Origin of the sequence: Acinetobacter sp. YH16040_T (assembly GCF_024605785.1) — a bacterium.
GTDB classification, from domain to species: Bacteria; Pseudomonadota; Gammaproteobacteria; order Pseudomonadales; family Moraxellaceae; genus Acinetobacter; species Acinetobacter amyesii.
In genome coordinates this window covers 1,946,484-1,961,429 of the sequence record NZ_CP094541.1, presented here as the reverse complement: position 1 = coordinate 1,961,429, position 14,946 = coordinate 1,946,484, and the positions used below count along the sequence as shown (strand labels likewise).

The 14,946-nt window shown below is 40.4% G+C and carries 15 protein-coding genes and 1 tRNA gene; 10 read left to right on the top strand and 6 right to left on the bottom strand.

Annotated features, from left to right (window positions below; all coding sequences use genetic code 11):
* Positions 1 to 29: 29 nt before the first annotated feature.
* The 3 genes from tkt (at position 30) to MST16_RS09550 (ending at position 3,047) form a co-directional block, all read left to right on the top strand.
* Positions 30 to 2,018 (top strand): transketolase, encoded by a 1,989-nt coding sequence (gene tkt / locus MST16_RS09560; protein ID WP_180010150.1) that lies wholly within the window; start codon positions 30 to 32, stop codon positions 2,016 to 2,018.
* 182 nt (positions 2,019 to 2,200) lie between these two features.
* Positions 2,201 to 2,416 (top strand): hypothetical protein, encoded by a 216-nt coding sequence (locus MST16_RS09555; protein ID WP_180010149.1) that lies wholly within the window; start codon positions 2,201 to 2,203, stop codon positions 2,414 to 2,416.
* 178 nt (positions 2,417 to 2,594) lie between these two features.
* Positions 2,595 to 3,047 (top strand): N-acetyltransferase, encoded by a 453-nt coding sequence (locus MST16_RS09550; RefSeq protein ID WP_180010162.1) that lies wholly within the window; start codon positions 2,595 to 2,597, stop codon positions 3,045 to 3,047.
* 66 nt (positions 3,048 to 3,113) lie between these two features.
* Here MST16_RS09550 and MST16_RS09545 read toward each other — a convergent pair whose 3' ends face one another.
* Positions 3,114 to 3,629, bottom strand: a complete 516-nt coding sequence (locus MST16_RS09545; protein WP_257222614.1) for a nuclear transport factor 2 family protein — start codon at positions 3,627 to 3,629, stop codon at positions 3,114 to 3,116.
* A gap of 294 nt (positions 3,630 to 3,923) precedes the next feature.
* Here MST16_RS09545 and MST16_RS09540 point away from each other — a divergent pair, with 294 nt between their 5' ends.
* Positions 3,924 to 4,520, top strand: a complete 597-nt coding sequence (locus MST16_RS09540) for a YceI family protein (RefSeq protein ID WP_078188771.1) — start codon at positions 3,924 to 3,926, stop codon at positions 4,518 to 4,520.
* An 81-nt stretch (positions 4,521 to 4,601) separates the two neighbouring features.
* Here MST16_RS09540 and MST16_RS09535 read toward each other — a convergent pair whose 3' ends face one another.
* Positions 4,602 to 5,231, bottom strand: a complete 630-nt coding sequence (locus tag MST16_RS09535; protein WP_180010148.1) for a LysE family transporter — start codon at positions 5,229 to 5,231, stop codon at positions 4,602 to 4,604.
* Positions 5,232 to 5,297: 66 nt separating this feature from the next.
* On the bottom strand, positions 5,298 to 6,005 hold the full coding sequence (locus tag MST16_RS09530; RefSeq protein WP_180010147.1) for a glutamine amidotransferase: 708 nt from the start codon (positions 6,003 to 6,005) through the stop codon (positions 5,298 to 5,300).
* A 417-nt stretch (positions 6,006 to 6,422) separates the two neighbouring features.
* Between MST16_RS09530 and MST16_RS09525 the strand changes: the two genes are divergently transcribed.
* The gene (locus MST16_RS09525; RefSeq protein ID WP_078193570.1) at positions 6,423 to 6,698 is read left to right on the top strand and encodes a hypothetical protein; all 276 of its coding nucleotides are present in this window, start codon (positions 6,423 to 6,425) and stop codon (positions 6,696 to 6,698) included.
* 85 nt (positions 6,699 to 6,783) lie between these two features.
* Here the strand turns inward: MST16_RS09525 and MST16_RS09520 are convergent, their stop codons facing one another.
* The 3 genes from MST16_RS09520 to cysS form a co-directional block, all read right to left on the bottom strand.
* Positions 6,784 to 8,883 carry a TonB-dependent siderophore receptor gene (locus MST16_RS09520; RefSeq protein WP_180010146.1) on the bottom strand — a complete coding sequence of 700 codons (2,100 nt, stop codon included), beginning with the start codon at positions 8,881 to 8,883 and terminating at the stop codon, positions 6,784 to 6,786.
* Positions 8,884 to 9,470: 587 nt separating this feature from the next.
* Positions 9,471 to 9,546 (bottom strand) — tRNA-Gly (locus tag MST16_RS09515).
* Positions 9,547 to 9,608: 62 nt separating this feature from the next.
* On the bottom strand, positions 9,609 to 11,030 hold the full coding sequence (gene cysS, locus MST16_RS09510) for a cysteine--tRNA ligase (RefSeq protein WP_180010145.1): 1,422 nt from the start codon (positions 11,028 to 11,030) through the stop codon (positions 9,609 to 9,611).
* A gap of 355 nt (positions 11,031 to 11,385) precedes the next feature.
* Between cysS and MST16_RS09505 the strand changes: the two genes are divergently transcribed.
* Genes MST16_RS09505 through lptB form a run of 5 tightly spaced genes read left to right on the top strand, consistent with a single transcriptional unit; the run spans position 11,386 to position 14,784 of the window.
* On the top strand, positions 11,386 to 12,363 hold the full coding sequence (locus tag MST16_RS09505) for an SIS domain-containing protein (protein ID WP_168377848.1): 978 nt from the start codon (positions 11,386 to 11,388) through the stop codon (positions 12,361 to 12,363).
* A gap of 4 nt (positions 12,364 to 12,367) precedes the next feature.
* Positions 12,368 to 12,907 carry an HAD family hydrolase gene (locus tag MST16_RS09500; RefSeq protein WP_078188762.1) on the top strand — a complete coding sequence of 180 codons (540 nt, stop codon included), beginning with the start codon at positions 12,368 to 12,370 and terminating at the stop codon, positions 12,905 to 12,907.
* A 35-nt stretch (positions 12,908 to 12,942) separates the two neighbouring features.
* Complete coding sequence (lptC, locus tag MST16_RS09495) at positions 12,943 to 13,485, top strand: LPS export ABC transporter periplasmic protein LptC (protein WP_078188761.1); 543 nt, start codon at positions 12,943 to 12,945, stop codon at positions 13,483 to 13,485.
* Positions 13,475 to 14,041, top strand: coding sequence for a lipopolysaccharide transport periplasmic protein LptA (gene lptA / locus MST16_RS09490; RefSeq protein WP_180003844.1), 567 nt, complete (start codon positions 13,475 to 13,477; stop codon positions 14,039 to 14,041). Before lptC ends, lptA begins: the two co-directional genes overlap by 11 nt.
* Positions 14,041 to 14,784 carry an LPS export ABC transporter ATP-binding protein gene (gene lptB, locus MST16_RS09485; protein WP_078188759.1) on the top strand — a complete coding sequence of 248 codons (744 nt, stop codon included), beginning with the start codon at positions 14,041 to 14,043 and terminating at the stop codon, positions 14,782 to 14,784. Before lptA ends, lptB begins: the two co-directional genes overlap by 1 nt.
* Positions 14,785 to 14,946 lie beyond the last annotated feature (162 nt).

The following is a 14,946-nucleotide window of genomic DNA, read 5'->3' as shown; positions in this document are numbered from 1 at the left end:
TTTTAAACCATTTGTTTGGACTCTGACCTATGACAACCCCGCTTAACGAACGTCGTATTGCAAACGCAATTCGTGTATTGGCAATGGATGCTGTGCAAAAAGCAAATTCAGGACATCCAGGTGCTCCAATGGGGATGGCAGATATTGCTGATGTGGTATGGCGTGAATTCCTCAACCACAACCCTGCAAACCCACAATGGGCAAACCGTGACCGTTTCGTATTGTCAAACGGCCATGGCTCTATGTTGCAATATGCGCTATTGCACTTAACAGGTTATGACCTGTCTATTGAAGATTTAAAATCTTTCCGTCAATTGCATTCTAAAACTCCAGGTCACCCAGAATTGGGCTATGCACCGGGTATCGAAACAACTACGGGTCCATTGGGTCAAGGTATTGCAAACGCTGTAGGTTTTGCACTTGCTGAAAAAACTTTAGCGGCTCAATTCAACAAAGAAGACATCACAGTTGTAGATCACAACACATACTGTTTCTTAGGTGATGGCTGTTTAATGGAAGGTGTTTCTCACGAAGCATGTTCATTGGCTGGTACTTTGGGTCTAGGTAAATTAGTTGTTTACTACGATGACAACGGCATCTCGATTGACGGTGAAGTAGAAGGCTGGTTCTCTGATGATACAGAACAGCGTTTCCTTGCATACGGCTGGCAAGTACTTAAAGTTGACGGCCATGATGCAGACGCAATCCGTGCGGCAACTGTTGAAGCAAAAGCTGAAACTGCGAAACCAACCTTAATTATCTGTAAAACCATTATTGGTTTAGGTTCACCAAACAAACAAGGTAAAGAAGATTGCCACGGTGCGCCGCTTGGTAATGATGAAATCGCTTTAACTCGTGAAGCTTTGGGCTGGGCAGAAGGTCCATTTGAAATTCCTGCTGATGTTTATGCAGCTTGGGATGCAAAAGCCAAAGGTACTGCTTCTGAATCTGCTTGGAACGACACATTTGCTGCGTATGCTGCTAAATATCCAGCAGAAGCAGCTGAACTAAAACGTCGTCTTTCTGGTGACCTTCCTCCTGACTTCGCAGCAAAAGCGGATGCTTATATTGCTGAAGTAAATGCTAAAGCTGAAACAATCGCTACTCGTAAAGCTAGCCAAAATGCCATTCAAGCATTTGCACCACAGCTTCCAGAAATTCTAGGTGGTTCTGCTGACCTTGCAGGCTCTAACCTGACTTTATGGAAAGGAGCAGAAGGCGTTGAATCTAACCCAGCCGGTAACTACGTTCATTACGGCGTACGTGAATTCGGTATGACTGCGATTGCTAATGGTGTAGCGCTGCATGGCGGATTCGTTCCTTATGTAGCAACATTCTTAATGTTCATGGAATATGCGCGTAATGCAGTACGTATGTCTGCATTGATGAAACAACGTGTGATCCATGTTTATACACATGATTCGATCGGGTTGGGTGAAGATGGACCTACACACCAACCTGTAGAGCAAATTGCATCTTTACGTGGTACACCAAACCTAAACACTTGGCGTCCATGTGACACTGTAGAAGCGTCTATTTCTTGGAAATCTGCGCTGCTTCGTTCAGAAGGCCCTACAGCGTTAATCTTCTCTCGTCAAAACTTGCCATTCCAAACACGTACAGCAGATCAAATTGCTGATGTTGCGAAAGGCGGTTATGTACTTGCAAAAGAAAAAGGCGAATTGAAAGCAATCATCATTGCGACTGGTTCAGAAGTTTCATTGGCAATGGATGCTTATGCACAGCTTGAAGGTGTACGTGTTGTTTCTATGCCATGTGCTGAAGAATTCGTAAAACAAGACGCTGCTTACCGTGAAGCGGTTCTTCCTGCTGCGGTCCGTGCGCGTGTTGCGGTTGAAGCTGCGCATGTAGACTACTGGTGGAAATTTGTAGGTCTTGATGGCCGTGTAATCGGTATGACGACTTACGGTGAATCAGCTCCAGCAAAAGACCTGTACCAACACTTTGGTATTACTGTTGATGCTGTTGTTGCTGCTGTGAAAGAAATTACCGCTTAATTTATAAAGATTAACCTTAATAAAGACGCCCCAGAGAAGGGGCGTTTTTTATTGCAGAGATTAAATTTATTTTTAATTGTGAAATAACGATTTGTAACGAATGAATTAAAGCATTGGTTTAAAATTAATTCATTCATGCAGTATTCAGCCACGGGTGCAATGTTGCCCCAAGTGAGGAAACGATGAGCCTTTACGATCAGATAAATGATGAAATTGTACTGATGGATGCTGGTGAACAGAAATGGATAGGCACGGACTTAGCGCTTGAAGCCATGGTTGCAGTAGAATTGATGCTGCAAGATTTGCAAGAAGACAAAGTGATTAAGATTCGCCGTAAGAACCATGAAAAGCATACAGGCTTGAAGCAAGTTGACCGCATTTTGGTTGAGAAGCTATAAGCTAAATGGTTAAAAAGTCCGATTGTTCGGGCTTTTTATTTGCCTATCGTATTTATAAAACGGATAAGAAAAAGTCCATCCAAGACTTATCAAGACTAAAAAAGAGCGCATTAAATACAGTGTTTTCAACACAAAAAGCTTTATTTCAGTTATAAAAATCCAGTGCTCATTTAAAAAGATATCGAACGTGCAAATACAGATTAAAAATTTAACAGAAATATCAAAAAACCAATGGCTGCCGCTTTGGGAGCTGTATTTAGAATTTTATAAAAGTCAGGTGGCGGATGCAGTGACCAAGCGAACGTGGCACAGGTTACATGCTGCTGACTGCGAACATATGTATGGCTTTGCAGCTGTGATTGATCATCAAGTGGTTGGGATCGTGCATGTCATTGAACATGAGAGCTGCTGGACATTGCAGCCTTATGCCTATTTGCAGGACTTATATACCCTTGAGGATTATCGCGGGCAGGGCATTGGCAAAGCGCTGATCGCCAAAGTGAAAGAATATTGTGATCAGCGGCAGTGTGACCGTGTGTATTGGCTCACGCATCAGGACAATGAAACTGCACAAAAGCTGTATGATCAAATCGCGAGAAAAACCGGATTTATCCAATACCGCTGTCATTAACTCAATGTAAAAGGCCATTCCAAATCAACAGTAGCTTTTGCGTGAAGAGCTGCTGGGCCTGAGCATTTAAGCTGAAACTTTAAAGTTTTTAGCTGAGTCTGCTTCTTGCTGAATGATCCATTCGCCACCTACGCGGAACGATGATGCTGAGGCATAGGTATCTTCCATAAATTGGAAAAAGCTGATTAAACCGTTTTGAACTTTGGCTTTGATTGAAAAAGGCGAGGTGAAAGTATTTTTTGCATAGACTGAGGTGTAGGTGAATTGACCAAATACAGCTACAGTTTCATCTTCAGCGATCATATCGGTGATTTGAAAGTCGTCGATGTTCCAGTAGGTGCCGACGTTGGCAAAGGTATAAATATAGATGGCTCTGCCTGTGCCAGACCCAGCCCACGGCTCAATTTGTTTAAGTTCTGGGTTGCTGAAGTTTAAGGAAACATACGCCGCGTCTTCTGCAACCAGCAGCTGAGTTGCATTTTCGACGAGTTCTTTTGAAGTATTCATAAGAAATGCCAAAACGACATCTTTGGGAGTTTTAGTGTTTAAGGCTTTTTCAATAGCCAGCGATTGTTCTGTCATTTTTGGGTACTCAGATTTTTATGATGTCTAAAAATCTTAAGTGGATTTGTTTTGAAAACCTACGACTCAGATAGGTTAATGTTTCCTAAATTTAGGATAAATCGTCGGGGAGTAGCTTGAAAAGAATAATTATTTGAAATATATGGAAAATTTAATAATTGAGAGTGGTTGTAGATGCTGCTACAGATTTTACAAAACTATCGTTCTAAACATGCAACAAAACGTTTTATCTTTAAAGCTGTAATACGGCTAAAAATCTATAGACTTAATGGTATTCGAAAGTGAGATAAAAACATGAACTTTAAAGCATTAACAATCGGTTTGGCGGTAGCATCAGTTACAACAATTTCTATGGCAAAACCTGTTGCCTATCAAATTGATCCTACTCATACAGCAACAGTATTTACTTGGAATCATTTTGGTTTCTCAACGCCTTCTGCAAATTTTAGTGACATTCAAGGGACAATTAATGTCGATAATGCAAAACCTGCAAATTCGTCTGTGAATGTGACGATTCCATTATCAAGCTTAAATACCAATGTCAAAGCATTAGATGATCATTTAAAAACTGCTGATTTCTTTGATGCTGAAAAATATCCAAATATCACGTTTAAAAGCACAAAAGTTCAAGCGATCAGCAAAACTAAATACAAAATCACGGGTGATTTAACAGTTAAAAATGTGACTAAACCAGTGGTATTGGACGCTGTATTGAACAAGCAAGCCGTTCACCCAATGACTAAGGCGGAAACGATTGGTTTCAATGCAACGACTTCTTTTGATCGTTCAGCATTTGGTGTAGGTGCATATGTACCGAATGTAGGCGACAAAATTACGGTAAATATTACGACTGAAGCGGCTGTGTCTACAGCAAAGGCAGCAGCGAAATAAGATTTAGCTCCCTCAGCTAAGTTAGGAAAGCACCCATTTGGGTGCTTTTTTATGTTTGGCAGATATTTAATTGGTGCTTGATTAATCGCGATTGAGCAGTAATAGGCAGCCAAAACTGATGAAGATTCCACCGGTAATTGCGTCAATTTTTTTACTAAATTTTTGATAGTAATGCGTCATTTTAGGTGCTGAGAATAAGACTGCAACCAATGCAAACCAAATCAAACTTTCAATAAAGACTAAAGCTAATAAAGAGCTTTGATCAAAAATACTGACCTTTGCACTGATTCCAATGGAAAATACACTACTGAAATAAACCAATGCTTTAGGATTGGCCATATTGGTCAAGAAACCTTGGAATAATAGCGTCAAAGGCGATTTTTTCTGTACAGCTTGCTCGGTTGGTTTTGTTATTGTGCCGAGGTCTTTACTCCACGCAGACTTTAATAACTGAGTGCCTAAATATAAAAGATATAGGCCACCCAAAATCATGAGGCATTGTTGTAACCAAGCCATTTTTTGAAATAGAAAATGTAAGCCACTTATTGCACAAATTGACCAAACTAGAATACTGAGTGATATACCTAATGCGGCAAATAATGCATGTGATCTGGATTGTCGAATAGCACTTTGAGTGACAAAAAAGAAGTCTGGGCCTGGGCTGATGAGAGCAAAAAAGTGGATGAGCGCAATGCTGAGTAAGGGAGTCATTCTAATGGCTTATACGTTTTGAAGTGCAACCGTTATAAGCCATTTAGCATTAAATTAATAGCTGTTTTAAAGCTCAAGCTGTTGTAAAAATTGTTGCAAAATAAGGGGAGCAACACGTTCTAAATGAGGTGCTTGTTGTTGGCTTTGCATGCGCAAATTTGGAATGTTAATTTGTGCTTTATGTAATTCACATGTATGCCCAATCAGCCATTTTTCCATGGCCTGTGCTTCTGCTTCAATATGAAACTGTAGGGCTAAAATATTGGGCCCATAGCTAAACGCTTGATTTGGATAAATTGCCGAGCTGGCGAGTAGCTGTGCATTTGCAGGTAAATCAAAGGTATCGCCATGCCAATGCAGTACCGGTACTTGATCTAATGGCGCTAAAATATTGTGAGTAATGGCTTCAAGCGCTAGGGAACTCCAACCGATTTCTTTGCTATGACCTGCATAAACTTTAGCGCCCAATGCATACGCAATAAGCTGAGCACCTAAGCAAATGCCTAAAGTCGGTAAGTTACTCTCTAAACGTACTTTAAGTAAGTCTATTTCTTTTTGTAGGAATGGGTAGTCATCAGTTTCATAGACTCCGATCGGGCCACCCAAAATGATGGTAAGCCCTGTATGTTGAATAGCTTTACTCAGGTCATCGACTCCAGCTTCGAAGTATCTCACCCGATAACCCAGTTGGTAAAATACATCTTCCAATGAACCCAAATCTTCAAATGCAAGGTGTTGAATGACGTAGATGGTTTCGTTTAATGCAGTACTCATAGGAATTTTTCAGGATTAAGATTTCAAAATAGAATGTAGCTTGAATTCTCTGAGAATAAAAAGGAAAACTGTAAATTTTTCACAATTACGAAAAGAGATAAATATAGAAGTTGGTTGAAGCGGATTGTTTTTTCTTTGAGTGATTATGTTCGACGATAGAACTTAGCATTTAAAACTTTGGTGCTGTGAATTAAGGGATCCCGCAAGGCTTTATTGGTAAAATTTATGAGAAAAAGTGCATGAAATTTTGATAAAGCTTTGGTTTAGTATAAAAAAAAGATGAAAAACCAATGGAAAAGCGTTTAGAGATGCGTATGATGAAATCTTCGACAAACAACAGTTCATTTTTCTTTTAATATCATCACATAATTAGATAACTGATTTTAAAAGTAAAAAAATATAAGCCAGGGAACTTGTATGCAGTCAAAACATAATCGAGATGCCAGTCTCTTGCATGCGATACATAAAATTTTATTAAAGGAATGGGACCCGTTAGGGATTCGCCGTATTCCTGCTTTACGTGATGAGTATGATGATTATTTGCCCAATATTTTTAAATTAATTCAAGAGGATTCAAGTGAATCAGAAATTTTTGAATATTTATGGTGGGTTGAGCAAAAAGTCTTAGAGAAAAAAGGACAGAAGGAACATACCCTAAAAATTGCGAAAATGCTGAAGGCAATTGAGCGCTAGTTTGCGGTCGTGTACGCATAAAAAACCGATACATATCCGTATCGGTTTTTTATATTGAATCTCTTAGAAGTCTATTAGAAACGGTTTAGAATTTCTTTTCTAAGGTAAACATAAAGCTTGGAATTGCTTCATTGATACGAGATTGGTATAGCGCGCCAGAACTTTGTTCTTTTAACACTTCTTTATAATCTGAGCTGAGGATATTACGTGCATTCACCGATGCAGACCAATTTTGATCAAAGCGTTTAGTAAAACTCACATCCATGTTAACACGTTCATTGCTGGTGCGATTGTACGGTTCGTTACTCAGTGCACGTGTATATTCAGGGGTGTAATTGAGGTTCACACTTGTTGCAATACGCCACGGTTGATAGTTATAAGATAAACCTGCACTAGCGGTATAAGGTGCAACATCGCTTGCCAAACGATCAGAGCCGTCAGCTTCTTCAATCTTTGCACGTACAGTTGAAAGCTGAGCATTCAACATAAATGAATGGCCATTCTCCGTTTGCTTCAGTGCATAACGTCCAGCAATTTCTACACCATAAGTAGTTGCACTGTCTTGGTTATATGGGCGTTCGACAAAACGGCAATCGGTATTTCCTGTTTCGCAACGATCGCCTGTAGCATTTTCTGACAGGATCGATTTTTCGATATAGTCATTAATTTCTCGATAATAGGCAGTGATATTTACGCCGCCAGCAGGGGTGTTATAGCCTATGGTTGTTTCGTAAGCATTGATGGTTTCAGGTCGTAAGTCAGGATTACCCCCACGGTCAGGGTTGTTTAGTGTCCCTGCATCGCTATCTGTAGAAACTGAAACAGTCGGCATCAATTGATTGCTACGTGGGTTTTTAAAAGCCTGACTCAAGTTGGTTTGGAGTGACCATTGCTCATTAAAGTCAAAACGGTGTGCTAATACAGGACTCAAATGCTGATCTTGATAATCCACTAAACCGGAACGATCAATCCACTCTTGGCGTACACCTAAAGTTAAGGTTTGGCGCGGCGTATATTTCCAACTTCCTTCAACATAGGCAGCATACAATTGTTCATCTAAGGTCTCTGCAATATTGCTTTCAAGTTCATTGCTACGTAGATCAGTACCAAATTTTATTTGGCGTTTTGAGTCAAACTTACGGACACCGTCGTAGCCTAAACCATATTCATTAATTTGTTCATCAATATATGATTGGGAATCTCTATATTCTGTAAATTCCGTTTCATTTTGCTGCTCGATTGATAAGCGAATTTTGTCTGAATTTCCTTGGTCTTTACGCTCATATCGTGTGTTGAGTCGAATGCTGTCATTTTTATCTTTTTGGACTTGGGTGCCACTTGTGCCTTCGCTTTCATTGTTGCGATAAAACATTTCAGCGACCAATTTTTGTTGATCATCAAGTTGATATTCAACACGTGGGGTGAGCATTTGCGACGTACGATTGGTGATGCGTTTTTGAGTTTTCGTTCCTGTTACATCTTGTATACGGGTGAGCGTATCTGAGTCATTCCACATTTGGCTCCCAGATAAACTATAGATCCAAGGGTCTGAACGACCATCCATTTGAAAGTTTAAATTGGTGCGTTCTTCTTCACGTGTATTTGACTTGGTTAGGCCATAACCAGCACGTACAGATCCACTCAAACGCGTGCCATTCAATGGTTCTTTTAAAATAATGTTGATGACTGCAGATGAAGCAACCGAGCCTTGAGCGACGCTCGGTTGTTTGGTGATTTCAAGGCGTTCGATCATTTCGGGCGTAATGCTATCAACAACTGACATGCCACCACGAGGACCACCTTGTACAGGTTCACCATTGATTAAGAACACGGGTGCACCACCACCACGGAAACGCATGCCGCCAGCACCTGCACCACCACGTGGACCACCGCCAGCACCAGGGAGTTGAAATCCTGCAGCACGACGCAGCGCATCATTGATTGACTGATTGCCAAATTTCAACATTTCATCACGGCTTATAATAGTTTTTGCGACAGCACTGATATCTGGGTCTTTGGGCTTAGTGCTTGCTGTCGGAACTTCAAATGTTAAAGCTTCCATTTGCTGAACTGCTACAGATTCTTGCGGATTTTGAACAGTATCTGCGGCCCAAATTGATGTTGAGATCGTAAGTAATGCGTAACTTAAGCTGGTCAGTTTGAGTGTAGTGTGCGCGCCGTGCATTATTTGGTTGTCCAAATGTAATTTTGGCAAAGAATAACGGAAAATTATGGAGAAAAATTTAGGAAAATTGGCGAGATGAGCATTTCATCAGATTATTTTTTAACAGGTAGGTGAAAGGTCGTGTGGCAATAGGGGAAGCCTTATTCGTTGGGGAAAATTAAGGCCTATTAACGTCGCTACAATATAATAAATAACTGAGGTGACGCAGTAACATCAGAAGCGTACTTTGCTTCAAATAATAAAGATACGCGGTAATGTCATGCGCAATTGTTTGAGACAGGACGACTTCTAATCAAAAATGTTTTTGCGATACGTTGAATAATTTGACGGTAGTGAACGAGTTTTGTTGGTGAGGTGCATTGCACCGCAAGATGGTTTCCTTGCGAAGCTTCGCATCTCATTTTGCCGAATGAAAAACAACGTTTCGTAAGAGTACCTCCAGCCGAAGGCTAATCTCTTTATTCAATCCCTAAATGCGAAATTACTTTTATGTGCATAACATGAGTAAATAAATCTAAAAATAAGCCGTTGAAGAAAAATTGAGACATAAAAAAACCCTCATCTTTCGATGAGGGTTTTTCGTATTCTGGAGCGGGAAAGGAGACTCGAACTCCCGACCCCAACCTTGGCAAGGTTATGCTCTACCAACTGAGCTATTCCCGCAATGAGGTGAATTATAGAGAATTTCACACAACTGTCAACTCTCTATGCTTCTGTTTGCTTAATTAATCAGCACGGCGCCAAATAGTACCTTGACGAGTATCTTCAAGGACAACACCTTGATCTAATAAAGATTGACGAATTTCATCTGCTTTGGCAAATTCTTTGGCTTTTTTCGCATCTTTACGTTGTTGAATTAAATCTTCAATTTGCTCTTCAGAGAGACCTAGAGCTTCCTGACCAATATCTGATTTTAAGAATTCATCAACATTATGCTGAACCAAACCTAAAATATTGGTTAAGTGACGCAATGTCGAATAATACACAGCCGCTTGTTCAGCATTTTCATCTTTTACGGCACGGTTCAATTCTTTGTTGACTTCAAACAATACCGCAATTGCTTCTGCGGTGTTGAAATCATCACGCATAGCGGCATTAAAGCTCTCAACTAAATCATCATCCAAAGTTTCTACGGTTTTTTCACCATAGACTTGCTGATAAGCTTTAAATGAATGATAGAAACGGGAAAGGGTATTTTTCGCTTCTTTTAAAGCAGTGTCAGAGAAGTTTACTGGGCTACGGTAATGTGATGACACAATAAAGAAGCGAATCACTTCAGGGTGGAATTTATCCATCACATCACGAATAGTGAAGAAGTTACCTAAAGACTTCGACATTTTTTCGCCATCGACATTAATAAAGCCGACGTGCATCCAGTAATTAACATACTGTTCGCCAGTAGATGCCTCAGATTGCGCAATTTCATTTTCATGATGCGGGAAAGTTAAGTCTGAACCGCCACCATGAATATCAAAATGGTTGCCTAAGCAGCAGGTCGACATCGCTGAACATTCAATATGCCAGCCCGGACGGCCATTGCCCCAAGGCGAAGCCCAAGAAGGTTCATTTTCTTTGGCATGTTTCCAAAGCACGAAGTCAAAAGGATGTTTCTTTTCTACTTCTACATCAACGCGTTCAGAAGCACCAGCCTGCATATCGTCAAGTTTACGACCCGAAAGACGACCATATTTGGCAAACTTTTCAACTTCAAAATAAACATCGCCATTTGCAGATGGATATGCTGTACCTTTGTTGACTAAGTTACCAATCATATTCTGCATTTGATCGATATAGTCTGTTGCACGTGGTGCTTCATCAGGTGCTGCACAACCTAAATTGGCAGCATCTTCGTTCATGGCCTTGATAAAGCGATCGGTTAAAGCAGTAATGCTTTCGCCATTTTCATTGGCACGGGCAATGATTTTGTCGTCAATATCGGTAATGTTGCGAACGTATTTAACGTTCCAGCCCTGACTGCGCAGGAAACGGATAATGTAGTCGAATGCAACCATAACTCGAGCATGACCAATATGACAGTAGTCATACACGGTCATTCCACAGACATACATATCGATATGTCCTTCTTTGCGAGGTACGAATTCTACTTTTTTACGTTGCTCTGAGTTATATAGAACAAAAGGTTGCATAGGTCTTCAAATTGTTTCTACCAAAAGATGGCTCATCTTAACCTAAGCATTTTTTTTCATAAAGTTAAAACCCAAAAAAGCAGATATTTTTTAATGCTTGATGTCTTTGCGTTGCTAAAAATAGCGTAGAAGGTTAATTGGATTCAGTCTGAATCTCATTCGAGTGCTGAATTCAATTTATCTGTCCGGAAGATAAAAATGAAGAAATGCATCTTTTCTGCATAATTCATGAATTCTTATACATTTGGAAACGTGCTATTTGCATAGATATGATAAAATTGTGAAAATTTTTTATTTTGAAAGTGAGAGCGCACCTCTCACGGCTTAAGGTATAACAACTTTGAATCCACCAAATATGCCGAATCAAGTCGATTTTCAGAAAGTCGCATTAGAAACTTTGCGTATTGAAGAGCATGCTTTACAAGTATTAGCGACGCAAATAGATGATCGTTTTAGCCAAGCCTGCGAAATCATTTTACAGTGCAAAGGGCGTTTAGTGATTACTGGTATGGGCAAATCGGGTCATATCGGTCGTAAAATGGCCGCTACGTTTGCCTCGACAGGTACACCATCTTTCTTCATGCATCCGGGTGAAGCTGGACATGGTGATTTGGGCATGTTGGTAAAAGGTGATGTGCTCATTGCAATTTCAAACTCAGGTAAGAGTGATGAAATTATGATGCTCATGCCATTGATCAAACATTTGGGCATTCCTCTAATTACCATGAGTGGCGACAATAAAGGCCCAATGCCACAAAATGCTGATGTCGCATTGACCTTGGGTAATATTCAAGAAGCATGCCCTTTGGGTCTAGCGCCGACTTCAAGTACCACTGCAACATTAGCCTTAGGTGATGCCCTTGCAGTTGCATTATTGGATGCACGTGGCTTTACCTCAGATGATTTCGCACGTTCTCATCCTGCTGGAGCGTTGGGTAAGCGTTTGTTATTGCATGTAAAACATCTTATGCATACAGGTGAAGACTTACCCAAAGTGTCGCCAGAGACACCAATGAATAAAGTCCTGTACGAAATTTCAAATAAACGTTTGGGTCTCACCACGATCGTCGATGAAAACGATACCTTATTGGGCATTTTTACCGATGGTGATTTACGTCGTTTGATTGATAAACAGCAAGGCTTTGATGTGAATATGAAAGTCTCAGAAGTGATGATTAAAAATCCTTTGACGATTTCACAAGAAGAACGTGCGGTACATGCTTTAGAACGTATGAACGAAAAGAAAATTACACAATTTGTAGTTGTTGATGATGCCAATAAAGTGATTGGGATTATCAGCATGCATGATTTGATTCAGGCTGGGGTAAATTAAGAAAATGGCATCGTATGTATTGCTAGAACAAGCGCGTCACATAGAAGCACTAGTACTGGATGTAGATGGAATTTTAAGTGATGGATTTGTAACGTTGACCAATAGCGGCGATGAAATCAAATCCTTTGATATTCGAGATGGCTTGGGCATGAAGTTGGTGCAAAAAGCGGGTATCAAAGTCATCATTATTACTGGCCGTAAAAGTAATATTGTTGAAAAACGCATGTCTGACTTAGGTGTCGATTTGGTCTTTCAAGGACGTGAAGACAAAGGTGTTGCCTTGACTGAAGCCTGTGCACAGTTTGGTATTGATCCTTCAGATTGCCTATATATGGGTGATGATTGGCCCGATCTTTCAGCCTTTGCTATTGCGGGGATGAAAGTGACCGTACCAAATGGACATTTAGAAGTACGTCGCCGTGCAGATCTTGTTACGCAGGCGATGGGTGGACGTGGTGCTGTTCGTGAAATCTGCGATATGCTTTTAGTTTCTAAAGGTGTATACCAGGAACTACTTGAAAAATATGCAAGTGCACCTTATTAATAAATTGATGCAGTCATTGGATTGAATCTCCGCTTATGGATACTAAAGTTTTATACGTGACAGCTGTGGTCATTGCTGCAGTAAGCGGTGGTTTTTATTATTTCGGTGGAAAGGGTAATAAGCTTCAGGCGGACTCTTCGAAAAGTATGACTTACTCAGCTGAAAACATTAACCTGACGCAGACTGATGAGCAGGGAAAATTGCATATTCGTGCGCAAGTCGATCGACTTGAGCAGGATTTGCAAAAGCAAACGTCTCATTTGGTCAATCTGAAAGCATCGACCTATCAAGATGGTGCTGTCGATGCCACGTTTTTTGCCAAACAAGCCAATGGTATGGACGATAACCAAAAAGTCGTGCTGAGTGACAATGTGGTTGCAACAAAATTGATGCGTGAAGGGCAAATGGAGTTTCGTACTGAGGAACTAACTGCTTTTCCAAAACAGCGTGAAATAGAAACGGACAAGACTGTAACGGTGATTTCACCACAAGCCGAATTTGTCAGCCAAGGTTTAAAAGCAAATTTAAACGACGGTCAATACGAATTTTTTAATATTCGAGGAAAGTATGAACCATAATTTTAATCGAAAAACTGCAAAAACTTTCCTAAAACGTACAGTGCTACTCGGTTCACTGGCGATATGTTCGGTTGCAGCTTTTGCTTTGCCTTCAGATCGTAATCAACCGATTTCATTGGTTGCCGATCGTGCAACATTTAATGAAAAAACTGGGATTACGACGTATACCGGTAATGTCATCATTGAACAGGGTTCGATGAAGCTTCAGGCAAACTCAATCGTTGCGAATTTAAACAGCAAAAAAGAGATCAGTACGATTACAGCAACGGGTGGGCCAGCACATTTCCAACAAAAAACTGATCCTACCAAAGGCTATGCAAAAGGCCAAGCACAGAAGATTGTCTACAATGCTGAAACAGGTATTATCACCATGACGGGTGGTGCTTTGTTGCAACAAGATGGTGCAAGTATTCGGGGTAATAGCCTGAAATACAGTATGAATAAAGGCGATATCGTTGCTGAAGGTACACCAAATAAATCTGGATCTTCTTCAGGTCGTGTACAAATCGTGATTCCGCCGTCAAGCACTAAGTCCTTCCCAGGAGCACGTGATTAATGGAGCAGACCTCGCAAGTTCAAACTTTATGTATTAAGCATTTAGCCAAAAACTACAGTAAGCGTTGGGTGGTAAAGGATGTGTCCTTTAGCATGCAAAGTGGTCAAATTGTGGGTTTACTTGGTCCAAATGGTGCAGGTAAAACCACAAGCTTCTATATGGTTGTTGGCTTAGTTCGTATGGATAAAGGTGAGATTCATTTAGATGATCTTGATTTGTCTGACTTGGCAATGCATGAGCGCGCACGTAAAGGTATTGGTTATCTACCTCAAGAAGCATCTATTTTTAGAAAATTAACCATTTCTGAAAATATCATGTCGATTTTAGAAACCCGTAAAGATCTAAATAAGCAACAACGTCAGCAACGTTTAACGGAATTGCTTGCTGACTTTAAAATCACACACATCAAAGATTCTCTTGGTATGAGTGTGTCGGGTGGTGAGCGACGCCGTGCGGAAATCGCGCGCGCGTTAGCTGCAGACCCTAAATTTATGTTGCTAGATGAACCTTTTGCAGGGGTCGATCCTATTTCAGTGGGTGATATCAAAGACATTATCCGAACATTGAAAGATCGTGGTATTGGTGTATTAATTACCGACCATAATGTGCGAGAAACCCTTGCGATTTGTGAGCATGCCTATATCGTGAGCGAAGGCTCAGTGATTGCAGAAGGTACTCCAGAAGAAGTCCTTGCAGATGAGACGGTACGTAAAGTTTATCTTGGTGATGATTTTACTGTTTAATTGAATAAAATAAGAAATTTCCCGTTGAGTGGCGCTAGTTTCATTCAGCGGGTTTATGTTATTGTCTGAAATGACAAAAACTGAGCGATTAATCTAAAAAATTAACAAGAATTCAGTATATTTTAAACTAAAAATACGACCTGCAAAAATCATGCGATTACG

Excerpts from the sequence above, each read along its gene's own strand:
- tkt (WP_180010150.1), top strand. The coding sequence starts at position 30 with ATGACAACCCCGCTTAACGAACGTCGTATTGCAAACGCAATTCGTGTA.
- MST16_RS09555 (WP_180010149.1), top strand. The coding sequence starts at position 2,201 with ATGAGCCTTTACGATCAGATAAATGATGAAATTGTACTGATGGATGCT.
- MST16_RS09545 (WP_257222614.1), bottom strand. The coding sequence starts at position 3,629 with ATGACAGAACAATCGCTGGCTATTGAAAAAGCCTTAAACACTAAAACT.
- MST16_RS09540 (WP_078188771.1), top strand. The coding sequence starts at position 3,924 with ATGAACTTTAAAGCATTAACAATCGGTTTGGCGGTAGCATCAGTTACA.
- MST16_RS09535 (WP_180010148.1), bottom strand. The coding sequence starts at position 5,231 with ATGACTCCCTTACTCAGCATTGCGCTCATCCACTTTTTTGCTCTCATC.
- MST16_RS09530 (WP_180010147.1), bottom strand. The coding sequence starts at position 6,005 with ATGAGTACTGCATTAAACGAAACCATCTACGTCATTCAACACCTTGCA.
- MST16_RS09525 (WP_078193570.1), top strand. The coding sequence starts at position 6,423 with ATGCAGTCAAAACATAATCGAGATGCCAGTCTCTTGCATGCGATACAT.
- MST16_RS09520 (WP_180010146.1), bottom strand. The coding sequence starts at position 8,883 with ATGCACGGCGCGCACACTACACTCAAACTGACCAGCTTAAGTTACGCA.
- cysS (WP_180010145.1), bottom strand. The coding sequence starts at position 11,030 with ATGCAACCTTTTGTTCTATATAACTCAGAGCAACGTAAAAAAGTAGAA.
- MST16_RS09505 (WP_168377848.1), top strand. The coding sequence starts at position 11,386 with ATGCCGAATCAAGTCGATTTTCAGAAAGTCGCATTAGAAACTTTGCGT.
- MST16_RS09500 (WP_078188762.1), top strand. The coding sequence starts at position 12,368 with ATGGCATCGTATGTATTGCTAGAACAAGCGCGTCACATAGAAGCACTA.
- lptC (WP_078188761.1), top strand. The coding sequence starts at position 12,943 with ATGGATACTAAAGTTTTATACGTGACAGCTGTGGTCATTGCTGCAGTA.
- lptA (WP_180003844.1), top strand. The coding sequence starts at position 13,475 with ATGAACCATAATTTTAATCGAAAAACTGCAAAAACTTTCCTAAAACGT.
- lptB (WP_078188759.1), top strand. The coding sequence starts at position 14,041 with ATGGAGCAGACCTCGCAAGTTCAAACTTTATGTATTAAGCATTTAGCC.